Below are 19,726 nucleotides of genomic sequence, written 5' to 3'. Positions count from 1 at the left end.
TTAGGATAGACGACCGATGAAATGGAACATTTCCGACAAGCAGTTGGCCGGATTGCTGGACCAGATGACGCCTGAAGAAAAGGTGGCGCTGGTAAGCGGCCAGGGGTTGTGGCGCACAGCAACCAACTACCGTCTAAACATCCCGGAAATCCTCATGACTGACGGCACCTACGGTGTGCGCTATTCGATCGACCAGATCGAGGGTCCGCAGGATAGCGACAGCCAGCTTGCCTCGTTCCTCAGCGTCGTCAATGCGGACCCGTCGCGTGGCGTCGAGGGCGCCTTCGGCGCCACCCGTCCGGCCACTTGCTTTCCGAACGGCTCCTCCTTCGGTTGTTCCTGGGATGTTGATCTGGCCTACGAACTGGGCGAAGCGCTGGCGGTCGAATGTCAGGCGTTCGGCGTCCACATCCTGCTCGGCCCCGGCATTAATATCCGCCGCACGGCCCTGGCCGGTCGCTCCTACGAATATTATGGCGAAGACCCGGTCGTTTCCGGCGATATTGCCGCCGCCGTCATCAACGGCATGCAGGACAACGGCGTAGGCGCATCGCTGAAGCACTTTGCTTGCAACAATTCTGAGGTGCAGCGCACCACGATGAGTTCGGATGTCGAGGAACGAGCGCTACGCGAAATCTACCTCAAAGGCTTCGAGCGGGCGATCCGCAAGAGCAATCCCTGGACGGTGATGAGTTCCTACAATCGCCTCAACGGCGTTCAGGCTGCCGAAAACCGTTGGCTGCTTACCGAGGTTTTGCGCGACGAATGGGGGTATGACGGCCTCGTCATGTCCGATTGGCACGGCATCAAGGACCGCCCCGCCTCGCTGAACGCCGGCAACGATCTTGACATGCCCGAAAGCGGCGCGCGCAAGCAGGAACTGCTGGATGCCGTAAAGGATGGCCGCGTGTCGATGGAAGCGCTCGACGAGGCTTGCCAGCGCGTCCTTAAGCTGGTGCGCACGGCCCACAATGGCGCCCGCGACGATGTGACGGTGGATTACAGAAAGCATCATGCACTGGCGCGGCGCATGGCCGCGGAATCGACCGTCCTGCTGAAGAACGAGGGCGGGCTGCTACCGCTGGACGGGGCAAAGCTGAAGCGCATCGTCGTGGTCGGCGCTGCTGCGAAGGAGCCGGTCATCCAAGGATCCGGCTGCGCCACCACCCGGCCGACCGATGTCGATGTTCCGCTTGACGAAATCCGCCGGCTGGCCCCCACCGCGGCTATCAGCTTCCATGGGGTAACCGATTTCGATGCCGGCTGCGCCACGGAACAGGCCGCGCTCGCCGATATCGACGCTGCCGATATCGTGCTCTTCTTCGGCAATACCGAAGTGGGCTATGACGGCGAAGGTTCGGACCGTGTCCATCTCAACCTGCATGACGGCCAGGACGAGTTGATAGACCGGCTGTCGCGTCGCAACGCCAAGATGGCCATCATTCTGGCAATCCCGGATGCGGTGGTCATGCCGTGGATCGGCCAGACGCCTGCGGTGATTTCCGCCTTCTTCGGCGGTCAGGGAGCGGGCCGCGCAGTGGCCGATATTTTGTTCGGCGTCCAAAATCCCTGCGGCAAGCTCACCGTCACTTTCCCGGTTCAACTTGAGGATACGCCCGGGTTCCTCAGCTATCCCGGCGAAAACAACCGTCATGTCTATAGCGAGGGAATCCATGTCGGTTACCGCTCCTATGACAAGCGCAAGCTCCAGCCGCTTTTCCCCTTCGGGTTCGGCCTCAGCTATACCAGCTTCGACTATGCCAATGTCGTGGCCGATCGTGAGCGAATCGATGCCGAAAGCACACTGACCGTTTCCGTCGACGTGACCAATACCGGCCCGGTCGCTGGCAAGGAGATCGTGCAGGTCTATGCCCGTCCTCATGCGCCGCGTCTTATTCGCCCGCTGCGGGAACTGAAGGGCTTCGCCAAGGTTGAGCTTCAACCCGGCGAAACGAAGCGCGTGTCCATTACCGTCGAGGCTCGCGATTTGCGCTACTACGACCCGGATTATCGCCGCTGGCTGCTAGATGTCGGCAAGTTCAGCATCGAGGTCGCCGCCTCCTCCCGCGACATTCGCGGCGAATGCGTGGTTGATGTCGATGCGGCAGCGCTGCCGCTCACCATCCTAAATGTCGAAAGCCAGCCCTCCATGGTGCTGGAGCAGGAATTCGCCCGCAAGCGCTTCGGCGCCTTCCTACAGGTCCAGCTCGACCTCGACGACGAGGAGACCGAGAAGATGCTGGAATATTGCGGCGGCTCCTTCCTCGGGATCTACAACACCGTGGCCTGGGTCGCGGGCGACAAGATCACCAAGAGCGACATGGCCACTCTTCTCGACAGCATCAACCGCGATCTGGGTGCTGCTCCCGGCAAGGCCGCCTGACATTTCCGGGGCGCAGAAAGCGGCGCCTCTCCATCCTGTCGAACCGGAACCGACAGCACGTTGCAGAAAAAGGGGAATGAAAATGAACGTGACACGCCTCTCTTCCACACTGACCCTATTCGGCTTGCTCGCGGTAGCCGGCGCAGCACATGCCCAGACGGTCGATGTCCAGCAGTACTGGACCAGCTCCAGTGAATCCAAGGCGATGAACGCCATCGCCGATGCTTACAAAGCGCGGGGCGGCAAATGGATCGACAGCCCGTCGGCCGATTTCGACTCTGCCATAGCTGCCGCCACCAGCCGTATCGCCGGCGGGGAGCCGCCCTCCGCCGTCCTGATGACGCCGAACGCGGCACTGCGCGACCTTGCCGCAGCGGGCCAGCTTCGCGATTTCAACGATCTGGCAGAAACCGGCGGCTGGCAGAAGCTGATGGCACCCCTGATCTGGGACAAGCTCAATGTAGACGGCAAGCTGGTCGCCTTGCCAGTGGGTATCCACGCAGATAACTGGATCTGGTATTCCAAGTCGCTGTTCAATGAATTAAAGCTTGAAGAACCGAAGAGCATTGACGATATGTTTGCGGCTGCAGACAAGCTCAAAGCCGCCGGCTACATCGCTTTTGCTGTCGGCGGCGAGCCGTGGCAAGAGGTCTCGATCCTCACCGATTTTATCCTTGCGCTGGGCGGACCGGACTATTGGAACGAACTGTTCGTCAAACGCGATCCGCAGGCGTTGAAATCTCCGATCCTGCCCAAGGCGTTCGAGCTATACCGCAAGGTTTCGACCTATGCTGATCCGGCAAGTCCCGGCCGTTCGTGGAATGACACGACCAATCTTGTCATCACCGGCAAGGCTGGCATGCAGTTCATGGGTGACTGGGCGCGCGGCGAATTTCTCGCGGGCGGGCTGACGGCCGGGAAGGAGTTCGGCTGCTTCCTGACGCCGAGCGAAAAGCCCGCTTATGCCGTGATCGTTGATATTTTCGCCTTCCCGGTTAACAGCGATGAGGACCGCATCAACGGCCAGACGCTGCTGGCAGAAACCGTGATGGACCCGGTCGTCCAAACGAAGATCGCCGCGGTCAAGGGTTCTGTTCCGTCCCGCCTCGACGTCGATACCAGTTCGCTTGACGCTTGTGCGGCCAAGGGGATCTCCATGCTCGCCAGGCCGGGGGAGGCGGTCAACTCCGCCTATGTCGCCCTTGCGGGAGACCTGAACGGCCAGTTGACCGATCTCGCCACGCAATTCTGGACCGACCCGACGATGCCGACTGAGGCGGCGATCGAGACCCTGAGTGGCATCCTCCAAAGCCAATAATATTTGAGAAGGGCGGCGCCTCGCCGCCCATGAGGGTTTCGGGAGACCTCGGAATGACAAGCTGGCTCAACCGGCAGGCCTTCAGGCCAGATATCACCGTGGCGGTGTTCTTCGCCGCTATCGCGATATTTTTTTACGGCTCGATTTTCTGGACGTTTTACATGTCGATGACGCGGTCGACACTGGTGCCGAGCTACGAGATCATTGGTTTTGGCCAATACGTAAAGCTATTCGCCAACCAGCGTTGGCTCGTTTCCTGCGTCAACATGGTGATTTTTGGTGTACTCTACATCGTTGGTACGCTAGCCTTCGGCATGCTGCTGGCGGTTCTGGCGGATCGCCGCATCAGCGCTGAATCGTTGTTCCGCACCATTTTCCTCTATCCGCTGGCTGTGTCGCTGATCGTCACCGGCCTGTCCTGGCGCTGGCTGCTCGATCCCTCCAACGGGTTGCAGGCGCTGATGCACTCCATCGGCTGGCAAAGCTTCACCTTCGACTGGCTGGTGCGCCCCGACCGCGCCCTCTACACGCTGGTGATCGCCAGCATCTGGCATTCCGCCGGTCTCATCATGGTCATCGTTCTCGCCGGCCTGCGCGGCATCGACACCGATCTGTGGAAGGCGATCCGAATGGAGGGCATTCCGCTGTGGCGGGCCTATCTCCAGGTAATCTTTCCCGGCATGCGTCCGGTCATCGCCTCCTGCGTCGTGCTTCTGATGTCGGAAGTCATCCGCGGATACGATCTCGTTATCGCCATGACCAAGGGCGGTCCCGGCATTTCGACTGAAATGCCCGCGAAATTCGCCGTCGATTTCTATTTCGCCCGCGTCAATCTAGGGCTCGCGTCGGCAGCGTCGATTATGATGTTGTTGCTCTCGCTGCTGCTGCTTGCGCCGTATTTCTACAGCGAATTCCGGAGGCGTACATGATCGCGCTGGCCCAGTCCAAACCGTTCGCGCCACGCGCCGCGCGCATCGGCCTTTATACCTTCCTCGTCGTCTCTGCGATCTTCTTCCTCATGCCGCTGCTGCTCGTGTTGATGAATTCGCTGAAGCCGATCGAGGAGATCCGCCAGGGCAACCTCCTGACCCTTCCGTTCGCACCGAGCTTCGATGCCTGGGTGACCGCATGGAAGAGCGCCTGCACCGGCCTCGATTGCGAAGGCGTGCGCCCCGGTGTGTGGAACTCGATCAAGATCACCATCCCCGCAGTCATCATTTCGACGCTGGCGGGAGCGCTGAACGGTTACGCGCTGGCGCAATGGAAATCGCGCCATGCGAATATCACAATGCTGCTGGTGACAGTAGGCTTGTTCATTCCCTACCAGGCCATGCTCTATCCGACGGTGAAGATCCTCAGCAATATCGGGCTGTTTCGCACCTATGCCGGCATCGTCTTCGTGCATGTCATCTATGGCCTGCCCTATACGACGCTGCTGTTTCGCAATTTCTATGTCGGCGTGCCGGATGAAATCAGCCGGGCGGCCCGCATGGAAGGCGCCAGCTTCCTGCGCACCTTCTGGTCGATCATCCTGCCGATTTCGACCAATATTCTCGTTGTGGTGGCGATCCTGCAGTTCACCGGCATCTGGAACGACTATCTGCTCGGCCTGATCTTCGCCGGCAACGACAATCTGCCGATGACGGTGCAACTGACCAACATCGTCAATAATGCCCGTGGCGCGGCCAATCCCAATGTCAACATGGCCGCCGCCCTCATCACCGCCATACCGACGCTCGTCGTCTATTTCCTCTCCGGCCGTTATTTCGTCCGCGGCATCGCCGCCGGCGCCGTCAAGGGTTGATCCATGTCCAGCATTTCCCTCCGCCAAATCAAGAAATCCTATGCCGGCCTCGACATCCTCAAATCCGTCGACATGGACATCGAGAAGGGCGAGTTCGTCGTCATCCTCGGCCCTTCTGGCTGCGGCAAGTCCACGCTGCTCAACGTGATCGCCGGCCTGGACGATTGCGACGCCGGACAGATCGTCATTGACGGCAGGGACGTCGTCGGCCTGGAGCCTAGCGAGCGGGGCCTCGCAATGGTGTTCCAATCCTATGCTCTCTTCCCGGCCATGACGGTGCGGCGCAACCTCTCCTTCGGCATGCAGATCTCCGGCACCCCCAAGGTTGAGATCGCGCAAAAGGTTGACTGGGTGGCGAAGCTCTTGCAGATCGAACCGCTGCTGGAGCGCAAGCCTGGCCAGCTGTCGGGCGGACAGCGCCAGCGTGTGGCGATCGGCCGGGCCCTGGTGCGTTCCTCATCGATCTGCCTGTTCGATGAACCGCTTTCAAACCTAGACGCCAAGCTGCGCGCCGAAACCCGCGTCGAACTCAAGCAACTCCACGAAAAGCTAAAGTCCACTATGATCTATGTCACCCATGACCAGATCGAGGCCATGACCATGGCTGACCGTGTGGCCGTCATGTACAAGGGGCAGGTCGAGCAATTCGCCCATCCGCAGGCCATTTATGAGAAACCGGCCAGCCTGTTCGTCGCCGGCTTCGTCGGGTCACCTTCCATGAACTTCCTGAATGGCCGGCTGGATAGCGAGGCGAGCTTCGTTACGGACAATACCCAAATCGATGTCTCCGAGTACAAATTTGAAAATGCTACGAATCTGGCCGAAACGGTGTTAGGCGTGCGCTGCGAGGATATAAGCGTCGTTGATCGCGGCGCGCCGGGCAGCCTGCCGGCGACCTTGTCCTTCATAGAATTGCTCGGCGCGGATGCCCTTGGCTGGTTCGATTGCTTTGGCAAGCGCTTCAGCGTGCGTCTCGCCGTAGCATCGGCGCGCGCAACGCCGAAGGAGGTTGGATTGAAGCTCGATATCGCCAAAGCGTCACTTTTCTCCGTCGCGAACCAACGACGTCTTTGAGCGCGCCGATGCATCGCCAAGATAACTCATAGCAAGTTTGCAAAACGCATTGCAGGTCGACGCTTGCGGGCCTGCGTCCCTTTGGCACCCAGGCGGCTGCCGAAAGCCCGGCTCCAGTGTGGGCCGACGATTGGGTCAACTCCGACGCTGACGCGTGCTGGAGTTCCTAACGTGATTGGGATGGATATCTACCGAGGCAAACAATTTTCCACAGCCTCGACAGTTCGTATTCCAAGCTCCGGCGAAGAAGGTTTACTGGAAGAGCTCATTTATGTGGGAAAGCGTGGTGGCGTCTCTCGACTTTGAAGTCAGTGATTGCATCCGTTCGCATTGAAAAAGAGCCGCTATTCGTTATTTACGCAAAACGCCACCTGCCGCTTCAACGGCATGTGGGGTATCAACATCGATAAGCGCGCCATCACCGATCTCAACATCGATGACGGGCAGGGTGGAAGCGCGAATAAGCTCTCTCGCGCCCTTGTCACCGTTCAGGCTTTTCAGTTCCTGGTAAAGCATGCCGGGGAAAACCACTGGATTGCCCGATTTCCCGCCGGCCACCGCGCGGATGATGCACGCAGCTTCGTGATCCCGAAACGCCGATATGAGAGAGTCAAGATCTGCCCCGGTCAGCGTGGGCATATCGGCGAGCATGATCATTATTCCGCTCGGCTGATTGGCCTCGGCAGCCGCGACACCGACAGCGATTGAGCTTGCCATGCCGGACGGAAAGCCGGGGTTGTGCACGAGCGCGACTGGGAGGTCTGAGATCGAATCCCCGATGTCGTGATGCCGATAGCCGGTCACTACGACGACCGAATGGCTCTCACACTTGCTTGCAATTATCGCGGATCGGCGAATGAGCGGCACGCCTTGAAATTCGGCGAGCAGCTTATGAGCACCGCTTTCACCCATCCGGCTCGATAGTCCCGCCGCGAGTAGGACAATGGAAACGGAGATCGGTTGCTCACGCTTGCCCGAGCTCCTTGTCACCGTTTTCTGCCGCTCAATCATCCGTAGATCGCCAGTCGAGAAGCCGCAACATCGGAATGTCTTGAGGCGGTCGATGCGGCCTTCGACCAAACTTGTGCTGCGAGGATGGGAAACGGTGCGTTTCGATTGCTCGTCAGCGCTGCGCCTGTTCCCGTTCGTCAGAGTGTCTAATATTAAACATATCCCATTTTGGGCGATCAAAGGCTACTCTGCAACAGTCGGAAGCCCACCGATACCGACTCCGCGACGCTCACCTACGCGCAATTGCACGAGAGAGCACTTCGCCTAGCCGGCGCGTTGCGATCTATGGGCCTCCAGACCCATGTTTTTGTCTCCCGGCAAAACGGCTTGATCGGTTGCGCCGCATTCCCGGGCAGGTGAGGCATGATCCCTGCGACAAAATGGCTAAGAGTGGAAGTTCGTCCGGCCGCAAATGGTTCGATGCACAGTTCTTGCTTCTGCTGTCCGGCATCGACTGGACAAGATCAAGCAAAACCCGGTAACAGGGCAATGAAAATGGCGCAATTCGATCGTTGCGCAATATCGCAGATGCCTGGCGGAAGGAATTCTTTGCCTTCACTTTCCTCGACGGAAAGAATGTGTTCACGGGTTTTAACGCCGCCCGTTTCGCTCACGACATTAATTCAACAGGAGAATTTCGTTGGATACCGTCACCATCGACCAGGTCGGCACTCAGATTGATCCCACAGCGCCGATGATCGACCCGTTCGGACGCGCCGTCACCTATCTCAGGGTTTCGGTGACGGATCGCTGCGACTTCCGCTGCACCTATTGCATGGCGGAAAACATGACCTTTCTGCCGAAGAAGGATCTTCTGACGCTGGAGGAATTGAACCGGCTCTGTTCCGCCTTCATCGCCAAGGGTGTGCGCAAGCTGCGCCTGACTGGCGGCGAACCGCTGGTGCGCAAGAATGTCATGTTGCTGGTTCGCGAGCTTGGCAAGCACGTCCATTCGGGCACTCTCGATGAACTGACCCTGACCACCAACGGATCGCAGCTGTCGCGCTTTGCCTCTGAACTCGCCGATTGCGGCGTTTGGCGCATCAATGTCTCGCTCGACACGCTCAATCCCGACAAGTTCAGGCAGATCACCCGCTGGGGCGAATTGTCGAAGGTGATGGAAGGCATCGACGCGGCGCAGACGGCCGGCATCAGGGTCAAGATCAACGCCGTCGCGCTGAAGGGCTTCAACGATACCGAGATCCCCGACATGCTGCGCTGGGCGCATGGGCGCGGAATGGACCTGACGCTGATCGAAACCATGCCGATGGGAGAGATCGACGAGAATCGCACCGACCACTACCTGCCACTGTCGGAAATGCGTGATCGCCTCGCCCGCGAGTTCACCCTTTCGGACCTCACCTACAAGACCGGCGGCCCCGCCCGTTATCTGAGTGTCTCTGAGACCGGCGGGCGGCTTGGGTTGATCACGCCGATGACCCATAATTTTTGCGAGAGCTGCAACCGCGTCCGCCTCACGTGTACCGGCACGCTTTACATGTGCCTCGGTCAGAATGACGACGCCGACCTGCGGACGGCGCTCAGGGCTTCCGACGACGACGCATATCTATCGCGCGTCATCGAAGAGGCGATCACCCGCAAGCCCAAGGGCCACGACTTCATCATCGACCGCACCCGCAACATACCCGCCGTTGCCCGCCACATGAGCGTCACTGGCGGCTGAGCTTAGCACAGCCAGGAAACCAGCGTTGAACCGCCCTCGCCGCAATTTGACCGGCGCTGGAAACGCCGGACTATAAACAGGCAGGCGAAAATCTACCACACATGCTCTCCCAGTCACGTAGGCCGCTCTTCGCGCTCACGATAAACGTGTTGCCGGATTCGGGGAGAGATTTCTGCAGGGCAAAGGCAGGCAGTGTTGTCGCGCCAAACGCCATGCTTGGGCAGGTAGCCTTGCATCTGTTACCGGGTAAGAGGTGCAGCTGCCAACAGCGGGCGCTCCGGCACTTTCCCCGCCGTCGCTGTCAGCATCAAACGAGTTTGAAATTTGACCCATACCCTGCGAAACCATTGCCAATTACAAATGGAGGCTTGTCGAGCAGAAGAATTATTCCGAAGATGAATGACCACGATCATCGATGATTTCACGTTGGCAGATAGAATTGGCGCCAGGGAAAAACATATCGAATAAATCGTTATAAATAGTACGTTTAGTTGAATTGTTGCTCTCTGTGCTCTTTTGTATTGAGTTCAGCTAGCTTGCGCAAAAAATAAAACTACGAATAAATATGTTGCAAGCTATCGCAACATTGCTAGGCTGGTGGCGCAGCTGCTTCGACAACAGCGAAGGCTCCACCTCGATTGAGTGTCCTACCATCGAGTGGTGATCTCCATCAGCCGGGGCGTCCTCTTCACCTTAGAGGACGCGTGTAGTTGGCGTCAGCCGTGATGGCGCCAACTACACGGGGCAGGGTGCGTCAAGCGGTGGGGCATTCAAATACCTGTCTCGTCTGGGACGGGCTTCATTTGCAGACAGATCCTATTAATGCACGCGGCAACGGTGGGGTTTTATGCAGCTGATTTGAGCGGCAAACCGTGGGAGGTTGCATGGCACGTGATCCGCGATACGACGTACTCTTTGAGCCCGTAAAAATTGGACCTAAGACGACAAAAAATCGTTTCTACCAAGTTCCGCACTGTACAGCGCTTGGTACTTTTTCTCCGCACGCGACAGCAAAGTTCAGAGAAATCAAAGCAGAGGGCGGTTGGAGTGTCGTAAACACTGAATTGTGTATGATCCATCCTTCCTCGGATTCATCCCCGAGCGGTGGTGAGCGGCTTTGGTCGGATGATGATAAGCCCGGACTTCGGCTTATGGTAGAGGCGGTTCAAAAGCACGGGGCGCTTGCAGGGTGCGAGTTGACCCATCAGGGTGCGCTTGCCGGAAACCGAATGTCCCGAGAGCGCCCGATGTCTGCCTCACCCAGGCCTGCAATGGATGTACCGGCTGTCGTCCGGCAGATGGATAAGCAGGATATTAGCGACGTTAGAAGATGGCATCGCGCTGCTGCCCGGCGCGCACGCGAAATCGGATTCGACATCGTGTACGTCTACGCGAGCCACATGATGGGATTGCCCGGCGATTTTATCACGGAACGTGTCAATCGGCGAACCGATGAATACGGTGGAGTTATTGCCAATCGCGCCCGACTGTTGCGTGAGTTGATTGAGGATACCAAAGAAGAAATTGGATCCGACTGTGCAGTTGCGGTCCGCTTTGGTGTTGATGAGGGCCTTGGCGATGCGGGCTACACCTGCAGTGGAGACGGTCGACGGGTCGTCGAAATGCTGGCCGAACTGCCTGACCTTTGGGACGTTAACATTCAGAACATCAATCTCGATGTAATGACCGCGCGATTCGCCGATGAGGGATGGCAGGAACCGTTTACCGCCTTTGTGAAACAAGTAACATCTAAGCCCGTGGTTGCCGTCGGGCGTTATACGTCACCAGATCGGATGGTGTCGCTCATCAAGAAGGGTTTGGTCGATCTGATCGGAGCGGCACGCCCGTCGATTGCAGATCCCTTTCTCCCGAAAAAGATTGAAGAAGGTCGTATCGACGATATTCGTGAATGCATAGGCTGCAATACGTGCCTGTCCATGCAATACATGGGTGGTGGGATCCGTTGCACGCAAAATCCAACAACGGGGGAAGAATGGCGGCGAGGTTGGCATCCCGAACGCGTTCCGGGAAAGGGGTCTGATGCACGCGTGCTTGTTGTTGGCGGGGGTCCAGCAGGACTTGAGGCGGCTCTAACACTTGGACGGCGCGGCTATTCTGTTGCGCTCTCTGAGAGAAACACTTTCCTTGGAGGTCGATCGGTGCTCGAATCGACACTACCAGGTTTATCAACGTATCGGCGCGTAGCAGATTATCGAATCGGTCAGATCAACAAGTTTCCAAATATCGATGTCTACCTCGGAAGTGAAATACAATGTTCCGATGTAGGCGATTTTGACTTTTCAACAATACTCATCGCAACTGGAGCAAGGTGGGACCGGGACGGAATCGGCAAGGCAAACCGTTTTCCGGTCAAGGGTTGGGACCAGGGACACGTCATCACTCCCGATGACGTCCTTGCGGGCCAGACGATTACAGGGCCGGTTGTTATCTATGATGATGAAGGCTACTATCTAGGAGGAGTTATCGCTGAAAAGCTCTCCAAGCAAGGTCTGGAGGTTACGATCCTTACCCCCGATCCAGAACCCTCTCCGTTACTTAAATATACGTCCGAGCGCGAGGTCGTCCACCAAGCTTTGCTCAGCTTGGGTGTGAAGCTCGTCACGGCTAGACGTCTAGTCGAGGTCGGCACCGACGAGGTAGAAGCCCATTGCATCTACACCGGGAAAGAAATCCGGTTGCCTGCCACGACGGTGGTAATGATCTGTCTACGCTCACCGAACGACGGTCTACTTCGTGATTTGCGAAAGACAGTTGCAGACAACCGGCTGAACTTCACCGTCCATGCGGTCGGCGACTGCTATGCGCCAGGCACAATCGCAGATGCGGTTCATTCAGGACATCGGTTCGGTCGAGAAATTGACCAAAGGCCAATCGGCGACATTAATTATTTGATCGAGCGACCTTTGGTACGAGAAGCGAATAACTGGGACCAATTCGGTGGTACGCGCTGACCCTTGACCTGAGCCCCCACTGCCGTTGTCCACCCTGATCGTCTTCGGATAGCCGGTCTTCCGGCAGATGCCCTCCAGGGTCTGGACCACATGCTCGCCTCTGTAGGTGAAGCGGACGTCGGCTGCGGGGCAATAGCGCGAGTGCGTGTCGACCACGGCGAGGATGCGTAGCTTCTTGCCGGTCGCGAGCGGGTCGTGGACGAAGTCCATCGCCCAGACGTCGTTCGGGCCGGCGGCTTCCTGACGATTTTCCCGGAGCTTTGCCTTCCTGGCGCTTGGGGTGCTTGTTACGCAGCTGAAGGCCTAACTCACTGTAATCCTGCGTGTGTTCTTCATGTTGATCTTCCCACCATCGCGGCGCAAGTGAACATGGACCCGCCGGTAGCCATACCGCACGCGTGTCTCGCAAATCTCCTTGATGCGTCGTTCGAGCGGGGCCTGTCCGGTGCGGCGGGACTTGTAGTGGTAGGGCGACGTGTCGAACCTCAGGACCTTGCAGGCCCGTCGGATCGATATGCCCCAGTCCAACAGCATCCCGTCGATCAGCTTGCGCTTCCGGACAGGCCTCAGTTGCCGTCGCGGCCACATCACGTCCTGCTCCATCGCCGGCGCGTCAGCTCTCAGCCAAACTGTATGCCTCGTTCCAAGGCAACGCTGCTCTTTCGTCTGATTGGGAGGAGTTTTGATGCGCATAAGCAAGGCCTTGGGTCGTTTCATCCATGGCTACTTGTCGCACAATTTGAACGGAGGCGGTGGATGCCCCACCCAGCGGTCATGACGGTTCAGAACCAATCGGAGGGTACATTCATGACTGAGATGAGCATGCCGACAATCGACCCGGTGAAGGGTAACTTCCAAGTTTGCACGGCCGGGTTTCAATTGCGCCTTGTCAAAGTCGCCGTTGATCGTATTGCTGACTGATTAGCAGGCTTGCGTGGTTGCTATGGACGCGTGCACGACGTCGCATCATTGGGGTCGAGTGACGCAGCACACGGGCACGAGTCCGGTTGGTTCCGGCCGTCTAGGTGAAACCCTTGGTCAAGCGTCAGAGAACGACCGCTAAGACGCCGAAGCGATCGTGAAGGCGGCGCCACGGCCATCCATGCGGTTCTTCAGGAAAAGCGCCGCCACGAAGGGTTGTGCCGTCGCTTTCCGCGCCCACCAATGTCTGGTCCGGCAGAGTGCGCATTCAGATGAAGTCGGCCATTGGTTCCAAACGAGCCGGCCTATCGCGATTTCATTCTGGCCACCGTTCCGATCTGAAGCCGGCAAGCGTGAGAGTGCTGGAGGAAGCCTTAGCCGACGAGGCCAGGGTCCTACCCGCCGTTGTGCGAGAGATGGTCGCGATCTATTTGGACCAGATCGCGAGTTCACGAAAATTATCAATCAGCTGGCAGATGAACTTGAGATAACTCAGAAGACCGACATAGAGCTTTGCAGGCTCTGCGCCATCTTGGGAATCGGAGGGGGACCGCAGGTGCCGTCCCGGCTTTCACACCGGACCTCCACACGTTCGAAGGTGCCCGGGATCTGCCGATCGAGGTCGGGCAGCCTGCTCCACGTGTTCCAGGTCTTGCGTCAACTCCGTGGCAGCGCGACAACGCTGGTTCTGTCATGGTTCATATCCAGAAATGGCTTTCGAGCGACTGTGCCATTTCTGACCCGACCGCCAAGCCGCCGTGACCTGCGCTCTCCCGCGCCGGGCCAGCCATTGTTGGCGCCGTCGCATCCGGTGGTCCCTGCGCCTGATCCCCAGGTTCCGGCACCATGGCTTTGGTGATTGCCTCGTGGATGACGCTTTGACGATTGGTGCGGCAAAATAGCGCGGGTTTGCTTGACATCTCGCGGCAACCGTTCATATTCCCACTGCGAAACTAAGTTGCCTGGGGGGCAATTTCTTCTGGGGAGGAGAGCGCATGGTGTCGCATAGCGAAGGTGTGGATATACACCTTTCCCGCCGCATCGACAAAATGCACGCGCGGGATCGTGCCGGCCTTATTTCTTTTATCGTCGTGCTCTGGTGTACGATGTTGTTTGCCCTTTTCACGGTATGGCCCTTCATTTCGATCCCGGCCATCCGCATCATCCTTTCGATCTTCTGCGCGCTGGTTCTGCTTTTCAATTCCGCGGCCATTATCGCCATGCTTCGCCACTATGTCGAAGATAGGGAATTCATCTACGGGCTGGACCTAAAGCACCTCGATGAAATGCGCGCCCGCCGCCGGGAAGGAGCTAATCATGGCCTATAAACCGCCGCAACAGGGTCTCGCCGGGCAGATCTTCGACGTTCTGACGCTTCTCGTCCTGACCGTCGGTGCCCTTTACGTTCCCCTCTATCTCGGCCTCGCGGGTGCGGCGAAGACGCCGGCGCCCATCGAGAACCCGACATGGGAAGCGCTCGGCCAGAATGCCGGCGAGCAGGCCCAATGGGCGGCCCTCGGCTACACCGATCCGGCCAGCGTGAACGAGATGATCACGGCCCGCTTCGACTATTCGTTCAGCTGGTCGGCGCTCATCGTGATGGCGGTGCTCGTCATCGGCTACTTCCTCCTCGTCGTGAGGCTTTCCGACAAGGAGTATCGCGAGGTGATCGACGAGCGCTTCGGCCCGAACGGAAAAAGGTGAGCACATGGATCTCTGGAACATCCTGGAATATGCCGCCTGGGCGCTCTCGGCCGTGTTCGCGATCGCCATGCTCTACGATATGGCGCGCGTCGACACTACCTACGACAACGACCTGCTGACATCCTCCCGCGAGGGTGAAATCGAGGCCACCGCAGAGCGGCACGTCATCTAAAAGGGACAAGCGCATGTCGAAATCTCCAGCGACGGCCGGGCAACCGGAAAGACTGCAGCTGCTCCGCGTTCTCGGCCCTGCCCATATCTGGGCGCTCGGCGTGGGCATCGTTCTCGTTGGTGAATATATGGGCTGGAACTTTTCGGTGGGCAAAGGCGGCATGATTGCCGGCCTGGTCGCCTGCTGGGTCGCCGGCCTTCTCTATACCTGCGTCGCCATGATCGATTCGGAGGTGACGTCGACGGTTGCCGCGGCAGGCGGCCAGTATGCGCAGGCCAAGCATATCGTCGGGCCGCTCATGGCCTTCAATGTCGGCCTCTTTCTCGTCATGGCCTATACGATGCTCGAGGCCGGCAATGCCATTACGATCGGCTTCCTTCTCGATACGGTTGCCGGCCTGCAGGGGCATAGCGGGCTCAGCCAGCAGCCCTTCATCGTGCTGTCCATCATGTTCCTTGCCTGGTTGAACTACCGGGGCGTTCTGGCGACCTTGACGTTCAATCTCGTTATCACCGCCATCGCCTTCCTTGCGATCGTCGCTCTGTTCCTGGTCGTCCAGTTCGGCGGCTCGCAGGTGCCGCTCGATTTCTCGGCCGTGACGACGGATCCCCTGCCTTACGGCTGGGTGGGCATCGTTGCCGCCCTGCATTTCGGCCTCTGGTTCTATCTCGGTATCGAAGGCACCTGCCAGGCGGCCGAGGAAGTGCGCTCGCCGGCGCGTTCGCTGCCCTATGGCACCATGGCCGGGATCATGACGCTGCTGATCGCCGCGACCATGACCTGGTATGTCTGCTCCGGCCTCATTCCCTGGGAATATCTCGGCCAGGCCGGTACGCCGCTGTTCGACGCGGCACGCGTCACGGGCAATAGCGGCCTCATGGTGCTGCTCTTCATCGGCACGATGTTCTCGACGCTTGCGTCGGCGAACGGCTGCATCAATGATGCGTCCCGCGCCTGGTTCTCGATGGGACGCGACCGCTACCTGCCGATCTGGTTCGGCGCCGTCCATCCGCGCTATCGCACGCCCTACCGCTCGATCGTCTTCCTCGTCCCGATCGCGCTGATCTTCGCGCTTGGCGCGCCGCTCGACCAGGTCGTGACGTTCTCGATCCTGTCCGGTCTGCTGGGATACACGTTCATGACGTTCAACATGGTCATGTTCCGCAAGAAATGGCCGCTGGGCAGCATCAAGCGTGGTTATGTCCATCCGCTGCATCCGCTGCCGACGATCGTGCTGTTCCTGCTCTGCTCGACGGCCTATTTCGCGGTGTTCCTCGGCTACGGTACGCAGCTTATCGCGATGATCGGCTTCTACATCGTCGCCTCCCTCTGGTTCCATTTCCGCCGATACCGCTTCGTGCGCAGAGGGGATCAGTTCACCATGCCGTGGCCGCGCCCGAACGGCTACTGAGGCTGAGCAGGAGGCGGCTTCCATGGTCTGGCAGACAATCGTGATCCTGTGCATCGGATGCTTTTGCGTGCTCTGGGTGGCAAGCCGGGAGCAACGCAAGAGCATGACGCAAAGACGGGGCCTGCTCGACCAGGTGGGCGATCTTCTGGACGACGCGCGCTTCACCCATGCGGCCGACGGGCACCCGATCGTGCTCGGCCGCATGGCAGACGGCACGCCGGTCAAGCTGGAGGTGATCACGGACACGCTGATCACGCGCCGGCTTCCTCAATTGTGGCTGCGCGTGACGCTCTTCCAGGATCTGCCCGCGCTGCCGTCGCTTGGCCTTCTTGCACGGCCGACGGGCGCCGAGTTCTACTCCGTCGTGCATGATTTCACGGACTGGATCGCCCCGCCGCCATCGGACGTGCCAGCCCTCATGCGCGGCAATGCCGGGTCGGAGGATGCCTGCTGGGAGGGATTGCGCCGCGGTATCGTCGGCTTCACCGCCGACAAGACGGTCAAGGAACTGGTCGTCGACGCCGATTTTGTCAGGATCGTCGTTCAGGCCGCGCAGGGCGAGCCGGCATCGCATCTCCTGTTGCGGCAGGCGCGGTTCTCGATCCAGGCGATTGCGGTGTCCGGCCTGCAAAAGGCGCTTGGCGTCGCCGTCGATCTGCGTGAGCTTGCCTCAGGCAGCACAATTCGCCAGGCAGGCTGAAGGAACGAACATGCGCAAGGCCATCAACCCGTATTCCGTACTCGCGGCCGCCGTACTCTTGCCCGGCGGCGGTCACGTGCTCCTGGGCGAAACCCGCCGCGGCCTCTGTTTTGCGCTTTTCGTGCTGATGTTCGCGATCCTGTCCTATCTCACGACGACGCCGGAACATTCCTTCATAGGCCGCCATGCCGGCGGCCTGTTCGTGTGGGCCTTGTCCATACCGGAGGCCTACAGGCGCGCGCGCTTGCGCATGGCCTGACAGTCAGCCCATGCGCTCGGACGCGAAACTTCCCGGACTCGGCGGGAAGACGACGGTGCGGCTGCCGTTCAAGAGCACGCGGTGATGGATGTGGGCATGGACGGCGCGGGCAAGGACCTGTGCCTCCACGTCGCGTCCGAGCGATACATAGTCCTCCGCGGACTGGGCGTGGGTGACGCGCACGGTGTCCTGTTCGATGATCGGACCTTCGTCGAGATCCGCCGTCACATAATGCGCGGTTGCACCGATCAGCTTCACGCCGCGCTGATAGGCCTGCTTGTAGGGATTGGCGCCCTTGAAGCTCGGCAGGAACGAGTGGTGGATGTTGATGATCCGGCCCGACATGCGCTGGCACATCGTATCGGAGAGCACCTGCATGTAGCGCGCCAGCACGACGAGCTCGGTGCCGGTCGTCTCGACGATCTCCATGATCTTGGCTTCCGCCTGCGGCTTGTTTTCCTTCGTCACAGGGATGTGGTGGAAGGGGACGTCCTGGTTGACCACCACCTTCTGGTAATCGAAGTGGTTGGAGATCACGCCGACGAGGTCGATCGGCAGGGCGCCGATCCGCGAGCGATAGAGCAGATCGTTGAGGCAATGGCCGAAACGGGAAACCATCAGGAGCACTTTCATGCGCCTTTCCTGATCGTAAAGCTCCGTCTCCATCGAAAACCGCTCGGCAATCGGCTTCAGTCCTCCGCGCAGGTCCTTTTCCGTTTTTCCCTCCTCCGAAATGAAGGAGATGCGCATGAAGAAGCGGCCCGAACCGAGATCGTCGAACTGCGAACTGTCGACGATATTGCACGCCATATCCGCGAGAAAACCGGAAATCGCGGCGACGATGCCGCGGGTGGACGGGCAGGTGACGGTCAGGACGAAGGTCGTCAAATCGGATCTCCTCGCGATAAGTGAAAAATCCCCGCGCCTGTCGACGCGGGGAAAACGGCCACAGGGGTGGCTCGGGGACTAGATGTCAAGCGTGGTGGCGTGTTCCCAGGCCGTGAACTGGGCGCAGTAGGTGTTCCATTCGCTCTTCTTCAGCTTGATGTAGGCGGCGGAAAACTCCGTGCCCAGCGCCGCCTGCAGTGCTTCGTCCTTCTCGTATTCGCGCAGCGCATCGAGCAGGTTGAGCGGCAGCTTCGGCGCGTCCGTGACCATATGGCCGTCGCGATACATGTCGATGTCGTGGTGCGGCCCCGGATCGGCATTGGTCTTCAGGCCACTAAGGCCGGCCGCGATGATGATCGCCTGCAGCAGATAGGGATTGACGGCGCCATCCGGCAGGCGCAGCTCGAACCGGCCGGGGCCCGGGACGCGGACCATGTGGGTGCGGTTGTTGCCGGTCCATGTCACCGTGTTCGGTGCCCAGGTCGCGCCGGAAATGGTGCGCGGTGCGTTGATGCGCTTGTAGGAATTGACCGTCGGATTGGTGATCGCGGCAAGCGCCGAGGCGTGCTTCATGATGCCGCCGAGGAAGGTCCGGCCCTTGGCCGAGAGGCCGAACGGCATGGCCTTGTCGGCAAAGGCATTGGTCCTGCCATCGAGGTCCCAGACGGAAATATGTGCATGGCAGCCATTGCCCGTCAGGCCCTTGAAGGGCTTCGGCATGAAGGTGGCACGCAGGCCGTGCTTCTCGGCAACGGATTTCACCATGAACTTGAAGAAGGAGTGCTTGTCGGCCGTCTGCAGCGCGTCGTCATACTCCCAGTTCATCTCGAACTGGCCGTTCGCATCCTCGTGGTCGTTCTGGTAGGGCTTCCAGCCGAGTTCGAGCATGTAGTCGCAGATCTCGGCGATCACATCATAGCGACGCATGACCGCCTGCTGGTCGTAACAGGGTTTTTCCGCGGTATCGAACTCGTCGGAGATCTTCGAACCATCCGGCGAAATCAGGAAGAATTCCGGCTCGACGCCGGTCTTGACGCGCAACCCCTCCCTGGCGGCTTCGGCCACCAGCTTCTTCAGCACCACGCGCGGCGCCTGATCGACCGGCTTGTCCTCCATGACGCAATCGGCGGCGACCCAGGCCACATCCTTCTTCCAGGGAAGCTGGATGACGGAGGAAGCATCCGGCAGGGCAAACAGGTCCGGATGGGCGGGCGTGAGGTCGAGCCATGTCGCGAAACCGGCAAAGCCCGCGCCGTCCTTCTGCATGTCGGCGATCGCTTCGGCGGGCACCAGCTTGGCACGCTGCCCGCCGAACAAATCGGTATAGCTGATCATGAAATATTTCACGCCGCGGTCCTTGGCGTAGGTGGCAAGATCGAGTGTCACTGTGTTCCCCTTTTGGATTTATCAGACACTTTTTCATGG

17 protein-coding genes and 1 pseudogene are annotated in these 19,726 nt (G+C 59.3%); 13 read left to right on the top strand and 5 right to left on the bottom strand.

Annotated elements, in window-relative coordinates:
* Window positions 1–16 precede the first annotated feature (16 nt).
* From ACTJKM_RS20020 to ACTJKM_RS20000, 5 genes are all read left to right on the top strand, one after another.
* Complete coding sequence (locus tag ACTJKM_RS20020) at window positions 17–2,383, top strand: beta-glucosidase family protein (protein ID WP_440637015.1); 2,367 nt, start codon at window positions 17–19, stop codon at window positions 2,381–2,383.
* An 82-nt stretch (window positions 2,384–2,465) separates the two neighbouring features.
* A complete protein-coding gene (locus ACTJKM_RS20015; protein WP_440660739.1) occupies window positions 2,466–3,701 on the top strand; it encodes an ABC transporter substrate-binding protein in 1,236 nt (411 codons plus the stop codon).
* A 53-nt stretch (window positions 3,702–3,754) separates the two neighbouring features.
* Window positions 3,755–4,630, top strand: coding sequence for a carbohydrate ABC transporter permease (locus ACTJKM_RS20010; protein ID WP_243016910.1), 876 nt, complete (start codon window positions 3,755–3,757; stop codon window positions 4,628–4,630).
* Between the two features lie 5 nt (window positions 4,631–4,635).
* On the top strand, window positions 4,636–5,505 hold the full coding sequence (locus ACTJKM_RS20005; protein ID WP_024899969.1) for a carbohydrate ABC transporter permease: 870 nt from the start codon (window positions 4,636–4,638) through the stop codon (window positions 5,503–5,505).
* A 3-nt stretch (window positions 5,506–5,508) separates the two neighbouring features.
* The gene (locus ACTJKM_RS20000) at window positions 5,509–6,579 is read left to right on the top strand and encodes an ABC transporter ATP-binding protein (RefSeq protein WP_243016909.1); all 1,071 of its coding nucleotides are present in this window, start codon (window positions 5,509–5,511) and stop codon (window positions 6,577–6,579) included.
* Between the two features lie 351 nt (window positions 6,580–6,930).
* On the opposite strand, the gene ACTJKM_RS19995 is transcribed toward ACTJKM_RS20000, so the two are convergent.
* Together ACTJKM_RS19995 and ACTJKM_RS19990 are read right to left on the bottom strand one after the other, a co-directional pair.
* Window positions 6,931–7,590, bottom strand: a complete 660-nt coding sequence (locus tag ACTJKM_RS19995) for a nucleotidyltransferase family protein (RefSeq protein WP_440637011.1) — start codon at window positions 7,588–7,590, stop codon at window positions 6,931–6,933.
* A 464-nt stretch (window positions 7,591–8,054) separates the two neighbouring features.
* Window positions 8,055–8,204, bottom strand: coding sequence for a hypothetical protein (locus tag ACTJKM_RS19990; RefSeq protein WP_161662585.1), 150 nt, complete (start codon window positions 8,202–8,204; stop codon window positions 8,055–8,057).
* 26 nt (window positions 8,205–8,230) lie between these two features.
* On the opposite strand from ACTJKM_RS19990, the gene moaA reads away from it, so the two are divergent.
* Window positions 8,231–9,274 carry a GTP 3',8-cyclase MoaA gene (gene moaA / locus ACTJKM_RS19985; protein WP_024899966.1) on the top strand — a complete coding sequence of 348 codons (1,044 nt, stop codon included), beginning with the start codon at window positions 8,231–8,233 and terminating at the stop codon, window positions 9,272–9,274.
* A gap of 884 nt (window positions 9,275–10,158) precedes the next feature.
* Complete coding sequence (locus ACTJKM_RS19980) at window positions 10,159–12,246, top strand: oxidoreductase (protein ID WP_440637009.1); 2,088 nt, start codon at window positions 10,159–10,161, stop codon at window positions 12,244–12,246.
* Between the two features lie 18 nt (window positions 12,247–12,264).
* On the opposite strand, the pseudogene ACTJKM_RS19975 reads toward ACTJKM_RS19980, so the two are convergent.
* Window positions 12,265–12,849: pseudogene (locus tag ACTJKM_RS19975) on the bottom strand (DDE-type integrase/transposase/recombinase); the annotation flags it as partial.
* Window positions 12,850–14,162: 1,313 nt separating this feature from the next.
* Between ACTJKM_RS19975 and ACTJKM_RS19970 the strand changes: the two are divergent.
* Genes ACTJKM_RS19970 through ACTJKM_RS19945 form a run of 6 tightly spaced genes read left to right on the top strand, consistent with a single transcriptional unit; the run spans window position 14,163 to window position 17,413 of the window.
* Window positions 14,163–14,495, top strand: coding sequence for a hypothetical protein (locus tag ACTJKM_RS19970; protein ID WP_243016905.1), 333 nt, complete (start codon window positions 14,163–14,165; stop codon window positions 14,493–14,495).
* On the top strand, window positions 14,485–14,871 hold the full coding sequence (locus tag ACTJKM_RS19965) for a hypothetical protein (RefSeq protein ID WP_243016904.1): 387 nt from the start codon (window positions 14,485–14,487) through the stop codon (window positions 14,869–14,871). Before ACTJKM_RS19970 ends, ACTJKM_RS19965 begins: the two co-directional genes overlap by 11 nt.
* Before the next feature lie 4 nt (window positions 14,872–14,875).
* Window positions 14,876–15,043, top strand: a complete 168-nt coding sequence (locus ACTJKM_RS19960) for a hypothetical protein (protein ID WP_024899960.1) — start codon at window positions 14,876–14,878, stop codon at window positions 15,041–15,043.
* Window positions 15,044–15,056: 13 nt separating this feature from the next.
* A complete protein-coding gene (locus ACTJKM_RS19955; RefSeq protein WP_024899959.1) occupies window positions 15,057–16,454 on the top strand; it encodes an APC family permease in 1,398 nt (465 codons plus the stop codon).
* A gap of 22 nt (window positions 16,455–16,476) precedes the next feature.
* The gene (locus ACTJKM_RS19950) at window positions 16,477–17,154 is read left to right on the top strand and encodes a hypothetical protein (protein WP_427142569.1); all 678 of its coding nucleotides are present in this window, start codon (window positions 16,477–16,479) and stop codon (window positions 17,152–17,154) included.
* 10 nt (window positions 17,155–17,164) lie between these two features.
* Entirely contained in the window at window positions 17,165–17,413 is a 249-nt protein-coding gene (locus ACTJKM_RS19945; protein ID WP_243016902.1) for a hypothetical protein, read from the top strand.
* A 3-nt stretch (window positions 17,414–17,416) separates the two neighbouring features.
* Here ACTJKM_RS19945 and purU read toward each other — a convergent pair whose 3' ends face one another.
* A complete protein-coding gene (gene purU, locus ACTJKM_RS19940) occupies window positions 17,417–18,301 on the bottom strand; it encodes a formyltetrahydrofolate deformylase (RefSeq protein WP_243016901.1) in 885 nt (294 codons plus the stop codon).
* Window positions 18,302–18,379: 78 nt separating this feature from the next.
* Complete coding sequence (gene glnT / locus ACTJKM_RS19935; protein ID WP_024899787.1) at window positions 18,380–19,687, bottom strand: type III glutamate--ammonia ligase; 1,308 nt, start codon at window positions 19,685–19,687, stop codon at window positions 18,380–18,382.
* Window positions 19,688–19,726 lie beyond the last annotated feature (39 nt).

The organism is Ensifer sp. 22460 (assembly GCF_052044935.1).
Classification (GTDB): domain Bacteria; phylum Pseudomonadota; class Alphaproteobacteria; order Rhizobiales; family Rhizobiaceae; genus Ensifer.
The sequence above is the reverse complement of the archived record's forward strand: the minus strand, read 5'-3'. Positions and strand labels throughout refer to the sequence as shown.